General features: G+C 43.9%; 12 protein-coding genes and 1 pseudogene. 8 read left to right on the forward strand and 5 right to left on the reverse strand.

Features of this window, described 5'->3' with window-relative positions:
* The first annotated feature begins 4 nt into the window (after positions 1–4).
* The 8 genes and pseudogenes from ACRQ5D_RS02735 to ACRQ5D_RS02770 all read left to right on the forward strand — a co-directional run bounded on the left by ACRQ5D_RS02735 (position 5) and on the right by ACRQ5D_RS02770 (position 7,007).
* Positions 5–274: a hypothetical protein gene (locus tag ACRQ5D_RS02735; protein ID WP_432328425.1), complete on the forward strand. Its 270-nt coding sequence runs from the start codon at positions 5–7 to the stop codon at positions 272–274.
* Positions 238–999 carry an ABC transporter permease gene (locus tag ACRQ5D_RS02740; protein ID WP_432328426.1) on the forward strand — a complete coding sequence of 254 codons (762 nt, stop codon included), beginning with the start codon at positions 238–240 and terminating at the stop codon, positions 997–999. Before ACRQ5D_RS02735 ends, ACRQ5D_RS02740 begins: the two co-directional genes overlap by 37 nt.
* Before the next feature lie 361 nt (positions 1,000–1,360).
* The gene (locus tag ACRQ5D_RS02745) at positions 1,361–2,098 is read left to right on the forward strand and encodes a DUF2490 domain-containing protein (RefSeq protein WP_091165636.1); all 738 of its coding nucleotides are present in this window, start codon (positions 1,361–1,363) and stop codon (positions 2,096–2,098) included.
* Between the two features lie 405 nt (positions 2,099–2,503).
* A pseudogene (gene eno, locus ACRQ5D_RS02750) lies at positions 2,504–3,798 on the forward strand (phosphopyruvate hydratase).
* Positions 3,799–3,914: 116 nt separating this feature from the next.
* On the forward strand, positions 3,915–4,223 hold the full coding sequence (locus ACRQ5D_RS02755) for a hypothetical protein (protein WP_176844430.1): 309 nt from the start codon (positions 3,915–3,917) through the stop codon (positions 4,221–4,223).
* A 252-nt stretch (positions 4,224–4,475) separates the two neighbouring features.
* Positions 4,476–5,012, forward strand: a complete 537-nt coding sequence (gene lspA, locus ACRQ5D_RS02760) for a signal peptidase II (protein ID WP_091165628.1) — start codon at positions 4,476–4,478, stop codon at positions 5,010–5,012.
* Between the two features lie 152 nt (positions 5,013–5,164).
* On the forward strand, positions 5,165–6,520 hold the full coding sequence (locus tag ACRQ5D_RS02765) for a DEAD/DEAH box helicase (RefSeq protein WP_091165625.1): 1,356 nt from the start codon (positions 5,165–5,167) through the stop codon (positions 6,518–6,520).
* A 163-nt stretch (positions 6,521–6,683) separates the two neighbouring features.
* A complete protein-coding gene (locus tag ACRQ5D_RS02770; RefSeq protein ID WP_223266154.1) occupies positions 6,684–7,007 on the forward strand; it encodes an FtsB family cell division protein in 324 nt (107 codons plus the stop codon).
* 335 nt (positions 7,008–7,342) lie between these two features.
* Here the strand turns inward: ACRQ5D_RS02770 and ACRQ5D_RS02775 are convergent, their stop codons facing one another.
* The 5 genes from ACRQ5D_RS02775 to ACRQ5D_RS02795 all read right to left on the reverse strand — a co-directional run bounded on the left by ACRQ5D_RS02775 (position 7,343) and on the right by ACRQ5D_RS02795 (position 13,628).
* Complete coding sequence (locus ACRQ5D_RS02775; RefSeq protein ID WP_143020727.1) at positions 7,343–9,424, reverse strand: hypothetical protein; 2,082 nt, start codon at positions 9,422–9,424, stop codon at positions 7,343–7,345.
* 181 nt (positions 9,425–9,605) lie between these two features.
* Complete coding sequence (gene fabG / locus ACRQ5D_RS02780) at positions 9,606–10,349, reverse strand: 3-oxoacyl-[acyl-carrier-protein] reductase (RefSeq protein WP_090529006.1); 744 nt, start codon at positions 10,347–10,349, stop codon at positions 9,606–9,608.
* 137 nt (positions 10,350–10,486) lie between these two features.
* Positions 10,487–11,014, reverse strand: a complete 528-nt coding sequence (locus ACRQ5D_RS02785) for a hypothetical protein (RefSeq protein ID WP_091165618.1) — start codon at positions 11,012–11,014, stop codon at positions 10,487–10,489.
* A 257-nt stretch (positions 11,015–11,271) separates the two neighbouring features.
* A complete protein-coding gene (locus tag ACRQ5D_RS02790) occupies positions 11,272–11,949 on the reverse strand; it encodes a TonB-dependent receptor domain-containing protein (RefSeq protein ID WP_431200936.1) in 678 nt (225 codons plus the stop codon).
* Positions 11,937–13,628 (reverse strand): TonB-dependent receptor, encoded by a 1,692-nt coding sequence (locus tag ACRQ5D_RS02795; RefSeq protein ID WP_431199061.1) that lies wholly within the window; start codon positions 13,626–13,628, stop codon positions 11,937–11,939. The genes ACRQ5D_RS02790 and ACRQ5D_RS02795 overlap by 13 nt, the downstream gene beginning before the upstream one ends.
* Positions 13,629–13,961: the final 333 nt, after the last annotated feature.

A 13,961-nucleotide genomic window follows, 5' to 3' on the forward strand; every position in this document is an offset into this window, starting at 1 on the left:
AAGGATGAACAATAAATACAGCAATACAAAAGCAACCCTGGCCATTGCCAAAGCCAGTTTCCGGTCGATATTACGCAGCCCTTCGGCGGTGGTGTTTACGCTGGCTTTCCCATTAATATTTATCATTGTTTTTGCTAATATTGGGGGTGGCGGTATGTCGATAGATGTGGGCGTAGCCAAAGGCAGCGATACATCCGCCAATAACCCGGTTTACACTGCGCTTAAAAAAACAAGATCATGCACCTTATCCATGATCAAACGGCTGATGAAATGAGCAAAAACCTGGCAAAAGGTAACCTTGATGCAATACTTGATCTTAAACCCTTTGCTCCCCCTGCTTCGATGACCGTTCATGTACAGTACAGCCAGGCATCGGGCGATAAAGGAAGTGTATTAAAATCAGCCCTGAACAACATTTTTTATCGTATTCAGTCGGAAGAATTGAAACGCATTCAGTCGTACACCACAGTTAAAGTCCCCAACCTGATCGACCTTAAAGAAGAAACCATAAGCGGCCGCCCATATAAATACATCGATTTTATTTTACCCGGCCAACTGGGCTTTTCGTTGCTAAGCAGTGGTGTTTTTGGTACAGCTTTCGTATTTCTGAGCTTACGGTTAACATTGGTTATCAAACGCTTTTTTGCAACCCCGGTTAAACGTTACAGCATTGTTTTGGGCGAGGCTATTGCGAGGCTGGCCTTTTCCCTGTTAGGTTCGTTATTTATTATACTGGTTGGGCATTACATGTTTGGTTTTACGCTGATCCACGGCGTAACAACTGTACTAAATATGATGGTACTTTCGGCCATCGGGTTGATCATTTTCATGGGATTCGGCTTTACTGTATCTGGCATCGCCAAAAACGAAAGTTCGGTGCCGCCGCTTTCCAATATTATCACATTGCCGCAGTTCCTGCTTTCGGGCACTTTTTTTCCATCACCGCCTTCCCCAACTGGCTGCAATATATCAGCAAGGTATTACCGCTTACCCATTTAAACGATGCCATGCGCAAAGTGGCTTTTGAGGGCGCGGGTTTAGGTGACGTTACACACCAGTTACTGATTCTTTTTGCCTGGTTTATCGGAATCTATGCGGTGGCCGTAAAAACGTTTAAGTGGGAATAGCAGGAAAGATGCAGGATTTGAGATTTCCGAATAACCGCGCTTGACGCCTTTTTGCTTCGTACTACCCCAAATTTTAAAATCCAGACTTACGAAGTTTTAGAAACTTTGTAAGTCTCAACCATATTACCACCAGAATCTAAACCCAAATACTTAACATTATTTTAACATTAACGGTGTTAATATTAACATTAATATAACATTTAGGAAATATATTTGCAGAAATAATCTCTGCAATGACAATCAAGTCCGTCAATTCCATCGCTTTAGTGCTCTTTTTATTAACTATATGTTCAATTACTGTTAAGGCGCAAGATTCAAAAGTAGGCACCTGGGGCATAGTAACCGTAGTTTTGCCGGGCGATAGTTCCCACAAATGGGGTGGTTATACCGAGTTTCAAACCCGTACCAATAATGTATTCAGCCAGTTTCAATATTATGAGGTTAAGGCTGGTGTGAGTTATGATATAGACAGAAACTTTACCGCGCTTTTAGGTACCGGCCGCTACACTACTTTTGATTATATGGATATTGGTAAAGGCCCTACAACTACCGAAACCCGTTTTTGGGAACAGATTACCAGCAACCAGTTCCTGTACCGCATAAAATTGGAACACCGCTATCGGGTAGAGCAGCGCTGGGTTAACGGCGATTACCGTAACCGTTTCCGCTATAGACTTAACGTATTTGTGCCTTTAAACAGTACCAAAATTGAAGCCAAAACCTGGTTCATTTCTGTTTTCGACGAAGTATTCCTTAATAATAAGGTACCTAACTTTGAACGTAATCGGATATCGGCCGCAGTAGGTTATCAGTTTGATAAATCGTGGATCTTACAGACTGGCTGGATCAACCAATATAATTATTCGGCTGCCGCTAAAAGCGATAAGGACAATATTATGCTCATCCTGATGTACCGCATCCAGCGTAAAAATGCCGTGCAGCGTGAGCACGTCCCTACTACGAGCGATTAATCACCATTGAGTGGGATGATTACGTTGATTTTATTTCTGGGATTACACTGATTCTTTTTCTGATTACACCGATTTTTTTAAACTGAATTAAAAAACCTACTCCCGGTTGCCGTGTCTCCACGGCAACCAAATTTCAAACCTTCCCCGGTTGCCGTGGAAACACGGCAACCGGGGAAGCAAGGAAAGAAAAATCCTATAAATCATAAAAATCCACCCAAATCCCGGTTCAGACATCCGTTTTCATGAAAAAACCACTCATTCTATATTAATTTCATGTTAAATCGCATCATTAATTGCCTATAATCGTTACAAATACAAAATTTCAATTGCGTTTTCCTTATTTAGGCATTAACTTAGCCGCCGTTATTAATAGTATTCATTCAAACCACACTCTGACAATTCACTATGAGCATAATAATTGATGTGCATGCCCGCCAGATCTTAGATTCGCGCGGTAACCCTACTATTGAGGTAGAAGTTTTAACCGAGAACGGCGCATTTGGTCGCGCTGCTGTACCTTCAGGTGCATCAACCGGCGTTCACGAAGCTGTTGAGCTTCGCGATAACGACAAATCAAAATACATGGGCAAAGGCGTTTTAAAAGCCGTTGAAAATGTAAACGAAGTTTTGGCTCCTGAATTAAAAGGTATCGATGTGTTTGAACAAAATGCTATCGACGCTTTAATGATTGAAATTGACGGTACCGAAAACAAAGGTAAAATTGGTGCCAACGCTATATTAGGCGTTTCATTAGCTGTAGCTAAAGCTGCTGCCCAGGAAAGCCGCCAACCTTTATACCGCTACATTGGTGGTGTAAATGCTAACACGCTGCCAATCCCGATGATGAACATCGTTAACGGTGGTTCACACTCTGATGCCCCTATCGCTTTCCAGGAATTTATGATCATGCCGGTTGGCGCTCCTTCATTCTCTGAGGCTTTACGTTGGGGTACCGAAGTATTCCACAACCTGAAAAAATTCTTCATGACCGCGGTTTATCAACTGCAGTAGGTGATGAAGGTGGTTTTGCTCCAACTTTTGAAGGTACTGAAGATGGTGTTGAAACCATTTTAAAAGCTATTGAAAAAGCAGGGTACAAAGCCGGCGAAGATATCTTCATCGCTTTTGACTGTGCTGCATCTGAATTTTACAAAGACGGTAAATACGACTATACTAAATTTGAAGGCGAAAAAGGTGCTATCCGCACCAGCGCTGAGCAGGCTGATTACCTTGCCGAATTAGTTGAGAAATACCCTGTTATTTCTATCGAAGACGGTATGGCAGAAGACGATTGGGAAGGCTGGAAAATCTTAACCGACAAAATCGGTAAAAAAGTACAGTTAGTAGGTGACGATTTATTTGTAACCAACACTAAACGTTTACAAAGAGGTGTTAGCGAAGGTATTGCTAACTCAATCCTGGTAAAAGTAAACCAAATCGGTTCACTAACCGAAACTATCAACGCGGTTACTTTAGCTCAAACTAACGGTTTCACCTCAGTAATGAGCCACCGCTCTGGCGAAACTGAAGATTCAACCATTGCTGACCTTGCTGTTGCATTAAACTGCGGCCAGATCAAAACCGGTTCGGCTTCACGTTCAGACAGGATCGCTAAATACAACCAGTTATTACGTATCGAAGAAGAATTAGGCTCTAACGCTAAATTCATCGGTAAAGATTTCAAATACTTTAAAAAGTAATTTTTGACGATATGAAAGGCCATCTGTGTAAAGCAGGTGGCCTTTTTTGTTTTAGCTAAAAAAAGAGGGCCGTCACCCTGAGCCCGTCGAAGGGTCGCGCGCAGAGGCCTACCCACATGCTTCGAGTACCTACCCATGACAAGATAAAAAATGTGGTTTTTCGCAGCAGATCAGCTTCGGGTGAAAACGAGCAGAACGATGCTGGCGGTGCCATGGCAAGTTTTTGCAGAAGCGGAGGCATTGCGTGCGAATCGGGGCAAAATAATTGCAGCCCGTGGTTCTATTCGTTTTGCAGGGTGAAGGCCGCGCCGATGGCTATGGGGCCAGATTGTGCGCAAAGAAGCCTCTCTGCTGCAAGCCTTTTTGGTTACTTTTGTGGCGACAAAAGTAATTGGCCCCGCGCGGCCAGGAGCGCGACGATGTAAGTCAAATACTAATGAAGCCCGTTACCAGCCTGTCGGGGGTTGCTTCATTCCTTACAGCAATGACGTGACGCAGATGTCATTTTACCTTCAGAGGCCACCGGATTTAAACACTCAGCATGACACCTTGATAGATGTGCATTGTTATAGTTATCTATCTCAATCACCTATTTTTTCATACCTTTGCCTCCTGCAACTAAAGCCATATAATTAAACTAAGGCAACCACGTTATAATAACTTGTTAAAATAAACTAATGAACAAAAAAGGGATTTTGAGGATATTGGGTATAGTGCTGGTATTAGTTTTAAGCATCGGGCTTGACAGGGTTACTAAAATTTACGTTAGGGAGCATATTCACATCACCGATAACATTTTTGTTATCAAAAACTTTTTCACCATTCTGCATGCCGAAAACACGGGAGCTTTTTTAAGTCTTGGCGATTCGCTGCAAAACCCATGGAAATTCATACTGCTATCGTTGCTGCCTTTACTGGCCCTTGCCTTTGGCGTTTTTTATGTCATGCTAAAACCGTCGATAGGTAAATTAACCACCACAGGTATCGTTTTGGTTATTGCCGGTGGTGCAGGTAATTTATACGACAGGGTGCTATACGGCAGTGTAACAGACTTTATGCACATGAACTTCGGGATCTTTCAAACCGGCGTATTCAACGTGGCCGATGTATCTATTATGATAGGTATGGGCTTAATCCTGTTGGAATCATGGCAAAAAGATCGTAAGGCCAAAAAGGAACAAGGAACCCCTGATACCGAAACGCTGGCAGCCTAATCCGGTGCAGTTCTTGCTCTTAAAAATTTCTTAACAATAAAAAGCGTATCTTTGCAGCTAATTACCCGTTCGCTTACGGTTTTGAGCCCAGCAAACTCTTCAGATCCGCTTATGCTTTCGCGTTAGCACATTATATATTACAAACAATCAGAATGTCATTCGAAAATTTAAATTTAATTGAGCCCATCCTCAAGGCTTTAAAAACAGAGGGATATACCACACCTACTCCAATACAGGCACAAGCCATTCCTATCATATTACAACACCGGGACTTATTGGGCTGTGCCCAAACCGGTACAGGCAAAACAGCGGCCTTTGCTATCCCCACCCTGCAATTATTACACCAGGACAGGATAGCCCACAAAGAGCAAAAAACCATTAAAGCATTGGTTTTAACCCCAACCCGCGAGCTTGCCCTTCAAATTGGCGAAAGTTTTACCAATTATGGCAAACATACCGGCCTTAAAAACCTGGTTATATTTGGTGGTGTATCACAAAACCCGCAGGTTGATGCTTTGCGCCGCGGTGTTGATATTTTAGTGGCAACACCGGGCCGTTTGCTGGATTTAATGAACCAGCGTTATGTTCACCTGGAGCATGTTAAATTCCTGATACTGGATGAAGCCGACCGTATGTTAGATATGGGCTTTGTTAACGATGTTAAAAAGATCATAGCTAAAGTACCGGCAAAAAGGCAAACATTGTTCTTTTCGGCCACCATGCCAAAAGAGATCCAAAGCCTGGCAGATAGTATCCTGAATAACCCCGAAAAAGTTGAAGTTACCCCGGTTTCATCAACTGCGGATACCATTCAGCAAGCAGTTTATTATGTGGATAAGGGAGATAAGAAATCGTTGCTGATCCATATCCTGAAAGATAAGGACATTAAAACCGTTTTGGTATTTACCCGTACCAAACACGGTGCAGATAAAGTGGTTAAAGACCTGAACCGTGTAGGTATCACTGCCGAAGCCATCCACGGTAATAAATCACAAAATGCAAGGCAGCGTGCTTTAACTAACTTTAAAAACCGCACAACCCGAGTATTAATAGCTACAGATATCGCGGCCCGTGGTATTGATATTGATGACCTTACCCATGTTATCAACTACGAGTTGCCAAACGTACCCGAAACTTATGTACACCGTATTGGCCGTACGGGCCGGGCTGGTGCCAATGGCATAGCATTTTCATTTTGCGATGCTGAAGAGCTGGAATTTTTGAAAGATATCCACAAGCTAATAGCCAAACAGATTCCGATTGAGGAAGGTCATCCATACCCGCTTAGTCCGGCAGCTATGGCAGCTAAAATAAACGAAGCGCCTAAAAAAGGTGGCTCGGGCGGCGGCCAGCGTGGCGGCCGGGGCGGCAACCGCAGGTCAGGAGGTGGCGGCAATAACCGTCCGGGCGGTAACGGCCGCTCAGGCGGCAATAAAAGATCAGGCGGCAGCCGTTCAGAGGCTGGTCGCGGCGGAGCCAGCGGTATGAGTGGAGCTAAAAGAGGATAAATATTAAGTTGATTAAGTGAATGATTGATTAAGTGAGTAGTTATAATCTCCGAAAACCAACCACTCACCTAATCAACTCAATCAACCATTCACCGCAAAAAACTTTCCTGTTAATAAGTTAATAAGCATATTTGTAACGGTCGAAAAAATTAAATAGCTTTAAATGAAAATTATCCAGCCGGTATCAATGAAACGCCTTATAGATCTTTTCAAGAACAAGTTTTTCCTGGTTACCATTGCTTTTGTGGTGTGGATGATATTTTTTGACAGGAACGATCTTTTTTCGCAATACCAATACCACCAGCAGGTTAAAAAACTAAGGCTCGAGCGCGATTTCTACAAAGCCCAAACCGACCAGGTGACCAAAGAGCTTAAAGAATTAACCACCAACCCACAGCAAATGGAAAAATTTGCCCGTGAAAAGTACCTCATGAAAAAAGCCAATGAGGATGTTTACGTGGTAATCCCGGAGACGAGGGAGAAGTAAAGTGTAGTAAAGCTGGGGCCCGTGCGATTCCCTCCACTGGAACCTACTGTGTACATATCTTTTTAACGTTATCATTAATAGAAAAGAATGTCATTTCGACGAGATCAAGGGTGGGATTTGCGCCCCGGAGGCGAGGAGAAATCTTCTACGCCTTGCTTTTACAGGTACAGTGTAGAGCTTGATGTAGAAGATTTCTCTTTCGCTACACCGCTCAAGCCCCCCAGCTCTATCGAAATGACATTGAGAAGAAATAAACAGTGGCTTGAAATCGCACATGCCCCGCTTTTTTCTTTCTTCCCCTGCCTCTTACTTCTTGCGGTCTTGACTCTACTACCTTACACTTCCCCTTCCCGCTTCCTCAAAAACCACTCGGTTGATAATAGCAGCAGGATCAACCCAAACAGCCATTTCAGATCTATCAAATCGCTGTAATGCTTATCTTCATAAACCACCGTTTTGATGTTCTCATTTTTGCGGATCAGGTCGGCAAGCTGGCTTAGCTGCGATGGTTTGATCATTTGCCCGCCGCTTTGTTTGGCCAGGGTATTAAGCAATGTATGATTAGCAGCGCTTTGGCGGGTTTCGAGGTTAAGCGGTTTTATGGTTAATTGTCCGGTAGCTTTAAACTCCTGTTTGCCGTTTTGGGTTGATGCATTGTAGGTGTATTCGCCTATGGGGAGGGTACCCGCATCAAGTTGATAGCTTTGCCCGGTACGTGTAAACAGGAAGCTATAGTTTTTTCCGGCCGTGCTTTTCAGCTCTATCTTCACATCAGGGATGTTAATCAACTCAAGGGCTTCATTATATAACTCGGCATTAAGGATCACGTTTTCCCCTTCATCAAATACATTACGGGCCGGATAAACACGAAAACGCTGACGGTTTGCGTTGGCAGTTAAATACTGTACCGTTTGGCTCAGCAATTCGTCAATAGCGTTGCGGTTACCATAGTTTTGATATTCGGCCAGTTGCCAGCGCCACAGCCCTTCGCCGGTTAATACGGCTATACGCCGGCCAGCCTCATCGCCAAAGGCCAGTAAAGGATAGGTAGTAGCTACAGTCCCGATCTTTTGTTTCAATAAAACTGAAGCACCTGCAGCGGTTCCATAACCGCCGAACGGCGCTATTAATGGCGGAAAGGCGGTAATCTTTTTTCGCGCTGAATCTGAGAGGGTGAAAGCCGTAAAATCATTAGTTGGCAGGGGCATCACTTCCTGGGTTTCAGCACGGCCTGCGCTTATGCGCACCGTGTTTTGCTCACTGTTAACGGCCTGCAGGTTACTTTGTGAACCAACGATATACCAAACCGGTGTTTTGCTCTTAGCAATAAAGCTTTTTACCGGCGGGTATTCGCCTGCCGAAAGCTGGTACAGGATCACCAGGCTATAATCTGCCGGTTTAATGCTTGCAGCATCAGCAAGTGAACTTGCCTTTACCTCAAAGTTTTTATTGGTTTCGATAGCCTGCTTAATCACCGTTAAATCGGGATGCGGACCGTTGTATAACAGCAGCACCTTTTGCCGGGCATCAAGCACTTCCACATAAATAGTTTCGGTATTGTTTTGGATGGATAGCTCGTTCTTAACAGGAGCAATGCTGATAGTATATTTTCTGATGCCTTTTTTAGCTGCGTTCAGCTTTATGGGGACGATTTTTTTAAAATCGTTTGCGGTTACCGCAATGCTTTGGGCGTACACCTGTTTACCATCTTCGGTAACCGACAGGTTCATACTTTCGCCCTTGCTTTGGTAGGCCGTGGCAAGCACTTCTATCACAAAATCATTTCCTAAAAAGGCCGTTTTGTTATAGTTTACATTTCCGATGAGCAGATCGCGCTTAGCCGTAGTATCGCCAAGGGCTATGGTGTAAATACTGGTTTTGATATTCCTGGCCTCATATTGCGGATCATTACCCTGGTTGTATAAACCGTCAGTTGCCAATATCAGCGCACCGATGTTTTGATTAGTGAACCTGTCGTTAAGCTGGTGCAACGCGCCTGCTATATCGGTTTGCTTACCATTAAATTTTTTTGAAAGACTGGGATGCAGGGCTTTGTCAAAATTAAACTCCTGCACATCATACTTGTCGCCAAGTTCCTGTTTTAGTTTAGCCAGATCATCGACAAAGACAGATGAGTTAAAGCCTGCAGGTTTAAAAGTATTGATGGACGATGAATTATCCTGCGCAATAAGCACTAAAGGCTTTTGCGGCTCATATTTAACCGATTTTACCAGGGGAGAGATGAGCAGCACCGTTATGAAAAACACGGTAACCGCGCGGATAGCGGTAAGGACATAGCGTAAGTTTTTACCAAGATCAACCGGCTTGCGATACATGAGCCAGGCATATGCCAAGCCAAGCAATAAACCGGCAGGCAACCACCATCCCGAAACAGAACCCCATGTAAGTGAAAACATTTGTAGCTATAGTATCATCAGGGCGCAGATCATCCGGCCCAATAAACATTACCTGCAAAATGCGAAATTATTGTGAAAGGAGGGGAATAAGTTTTAAACCTCACCCAACCCTCTCCAAAGGAGAGGGCTTAAAAGCTTTTTCAAGTCTCCCCTTTTGGGGGAGATTTAGAGGGGTGCATTCTTACAACATACCACCATCAACAGGGATAACCTGTCCGGTGATGTAAGCGGCCATATCAGATGCAAGGAATACACAGGCATTGGCTACGTCCTCAGTTTCACCCGCGCGTTTAAGCGGAATACCTGCTGCCCAGCCTTCAACAACTTTAGGGTCGAGCACTTCGGTCATTTCGGTGCGGATAAAGCCCGGGGCAACTACGTTGGTACGGATGTTACGTGAGCCCAGTTCTTTAGCTACTGATTTAGAGAAACCAATGATACCTGCTTTTGAGGCAGCATAGTTGGCCTGGCCGGCATTGCCCTGCACACCAACAACCGAGCTCATGTTAATGAATACACCTTTACGGTTTTTCATCATGATTTTTGAGGCAGCCTTGGTAACATTAAATATCGATTTCAGGTTTACGTCGAGCACTTCGTCCCAGTTTTCTTCGGTCATGCGCATCAGCAAACCGTCTTTAGTGATACCGGCATTGTTGACAACAATATCAAGCGTACCGAAATCAGCAACAATATCGGTAATCAGTTTATCAGCCTCGTCAAATTTGGAAGCATCAGAACGGTAACCTTTTACTTTAGTGCCAAAACTTTGCAGCTCCTGCTCAAGGGCCTGGCCTTTTTCAACAGACGACAAATAAGTGAAAGCTACATTAGCGCCATGCTCGGCAAATTTTTCGGCAATCTTGCGGCCTATTCCTTTTGACGCGCCGGTAACCAACGCGGTTTTTCCTTCTAATAATTTCATAATTAAAGTATATGATTTCAGGGCGGTGAAGTTAGGTATTTAGTTGGAAAGTTGAAAAAGTCCATGGTCGATGGGCCATAGTCCATGGCACTTAATTTTGGCTATGGTCTATCGACTATGGTCCATCGACTTAAAAACTATTTCAAATACTCCGCTGGTATCGGGTTATCCTTGCGCTCACCGTCATAAAACCATGCCAGAATCCAGAAACGGGTGCCATCGTTAAAGAGTTCAATGCTGTTGATGCCGCGCTCGGTTACAGGGCCGTCGGCTGTGTTGCGCGATTCATAGGTACTCCATACATGGTAAATACTGCCAAATTTTTCAACGCGGCGGGCTATCTCCCGCTCATCAAAACCATTTTTTGACAATGATGGGTCGGCCAGTTTGTGGTATTCCTTCAACGTCATATAGCTAAACTGCTGTTTGCCTTGTTTATCGGTATAGCCTGCACCAACATGAGCATTGGCAATATGCAGCAGGCTGTCGCGCTCATAGCTTACCTTTTCGCCTTTCTTAACCGAGACCACATCGTAATAAGCTTTCATGATGCCATCAAGCGTGCTTACGTTATCTCCGTATTTGGTAATAACCTGCGAATGCGCGGGAAAAGTGATAGCAATGGTAATTATAGCGATGAGCAGCGGCAGGATATTCTTTTTCATACGGATGATGATTTTGTATAAATCAGATTTTAAATGAATTAACAAAAAATATCCGGGATATTATAGGCCAGAATAACTGAAAGTTTTAAAATAAAAATGTCATTTCGACGGAGCGGTAGAGATCAGTGCGTCGGGGCGAAAGAGAAACCTTACACGCCTAAACCAGCTTTAAGCATAGCGTAGAAGATTTCTCCTCGCAGCCACCGCTTATGGCCTTTATGCTCGTCGAAATGACATTCTTCTATAAGAAGTTTAACTTAAAAAGTAGTATTCAGCGACACTCCATAGGTCCGCGGGTTGCCTAAGTGTGTCGCGCCGAAATCATAGGCATAATCAATGTATTTTTTGTCGGCGATATTGCTTTCCCAAAAGAACAACCCAAACCTTTTGGTGCTTACACCTACCCTCGCGTTGAACTTGTTGTAGCCTTTTTGTTTTATCTGGTTTGCCAGGTCGAAATACTGATCGCCAAGATAGCGCCACTCGCCGCGGGCAATCAATTTAGTTTTCAGCAGCCCGCCCAGATCATAGCCATATTGCAGGGCCAGCATGCTGGTGATGTTAGGCGTATAAATTTGCTTGTTGCCTTTTAAATTCACTTCTTCACCATTGCTGCCAACTACTAAAGTAGTATAACGGGCGTGGGTGTAACCAAAATTGTAATCAAACTCCAGGCCTTTAATTGGGGTGGCGTTAATTTCGGCCTCGATACCTTTGCTGCTTAACTTGCCTGCGTTTTTGGTAATGGTAATAGCATCAGGCAATACCAGTGTTGGTACCTGGGCATCGGTAACGCGGGTGTAAAACGCGGTTACGTTTACACGGATCCGATTATCTAAAAAGTCGTTTTTTGATCCTACTTCAAAATTATTGCTGTACTCGGGCTTGAAAGAATAAAGCGGCGGAGAAGAAGGATCAGAACCTAATTCGGTAATGCCCCCGCACGAAAACCGCGGCTGTAAGTAGCAAACAGGTTATTATGTGCTGATACATGATAAGCCAGGCTAACCTTAGGCGTAAATGCTTTATAGTGCGCCGTTGATGAAGTATCCGAGCGGGTAACAACCGACTCGCCGCCCTTTGGCAGGAACTCGCCCATTACGTTTTCCTTTTTATGCTCGTAGTCATAACGCAAACCAGCTGTGATATCAAACTGCTCATTCACGGCATAAGTAGCCTGTCCGTAAACAGCTATGCCATAGTTTCGGTCGGTATTGGTATTGATACTGGTAAAATCAGTCATCGGTGAGCCAACAGCGCCGGCATCGTCACCAAAGTAAGTACCCTGCCTGTTTGGCGCATAGTGATAAAAGCCATAAGTACCGGCTGCCCATTTCAATTTTGAGGTTGATGATGCCGGCGAAGTAAAGCGGAACTCCTGAATGGTGGTTTTTACCTTGTTCCATTTGCCGCCATAATTATTTATGATAGATACGGCGTCGATAGGAGAAAAATCGCCATCGATAGGTGTGGTATAATAGCGGTTGTTTACCTGGTAGGATGTTTGCGAAGTGAAATTAAAATCATTGCCGCTGTAGTTGGCCGTTAATGATGACTGAAAAGTATTATCAACCATTTTAGTCGTAGCGTTCTGGTTAACCTCAAAAGGATGGCTTAAAGCATCATCAGGCGAACCTGCTAAGGTGAACGCGCCGTTGTTGCGGTTGTTGTAGTTTTTTACATTCAGCGTAAAGGCCAGTTTGGGGGTAGCCAAAAACTTCAGGTAGTAGTTACCCAAAAAGTAGTGCTGTTTATCAAAATGGGTATTGTTAAATGTATTGGTATAAAAACCATTAAAGCCAGAATATATTCCTGCTACGCCTAAATAGAATTTATCTTTTACCAGCGGCGCTTTAATACCTAACGTATAGCGTTGCTGATTGTAGTTACCCACATCAACACCGGCAAAACCGCTCAGGGTGTTTGATGGCTGCTTGGTGATCACATTGATAACACCGCCGGTAGCATTACGGCCATAAAGCGTTCCCTGCGGGCCGCGAAGCACTTCTATCCTATCCACATCCAGCAATTGGGGGATATAGGTATCCAGTCCGTATTGGTTTACACCATCAACATAGGTTGCAACGGCGGGGTCATATGATGTGGTAACAATACCGCGGATGCCGGTAACGGTACGGCCATCGCCGGGGGCGCCCGAGTTTAAGTTAGGTACAATGGCAGTAAGATCCTTTAAATCCCAAAGCCTGTAATCCTGGATTTGTTTGGCCGAGAGCGTTGAAATACTGAATGGTACACGTTGGGCCTGTTCTTCTGTTTTTTGCGCCGATACTGTAACCTCATCCAACTGGTTGCTGGCATCATTCAACTGAATTGTTATTGGGCGACTGGTACCGATTATAATTACCGGGATATTTTTAGCCGCATAGCCAATAGCGCTGATATGCAAGGTATATTTCCCGGCAGTTATGCTTTTTAAAATAAATTTTCCGCTTCTGTCGGCGCTGGTTTGGTAGTTGGTATTGAGCAAATACACCGTAGCGCCCGCGATAGGCTGGTTCTTGCTATCGGTAACGGTGCCCGAAAAGTCGCCCCTGGTTTGGCTCCGGGCCGAAAATGCAATAACAACAAATAATAAAGTAAATAATTTACGCATAAAACAGGTATAAATGTGCACAGATCACACATTGTAATCGATTGTCAATATTAGCAAATGACAAACAATTAACAGTTACGGACACATAAATATTACTTAATTATGTAAAAAATATATTGTGTAATTATAGTTACGTTGTCAGGGCCTGCGCGCGGTTATTCAAGTGTAAAATCACGTCTCAACCGCGACTTCTAAAACGGTTGATCATATTATGCCCGGGATAGTTCATCGGGCTTAACTCATGAAAAACATCAAATCATATAAATCAAAAAAGGCCGTATCCAAAAACAAGTGATGCGGCCTCTCATATTTTCAAAGCAAAAACCTTTCAGC

This window comes from Mucilaginibacter sp. P25 (genome assembly GCF_050859465.1).
Taxonomy (GTDB): Bacteria; Bacteroidota; Bacteroidia; order Sphingobacteriales; family Sphingobacteriaceae; genus Mucilaginibacter; species Mucilaginibacter gossypii.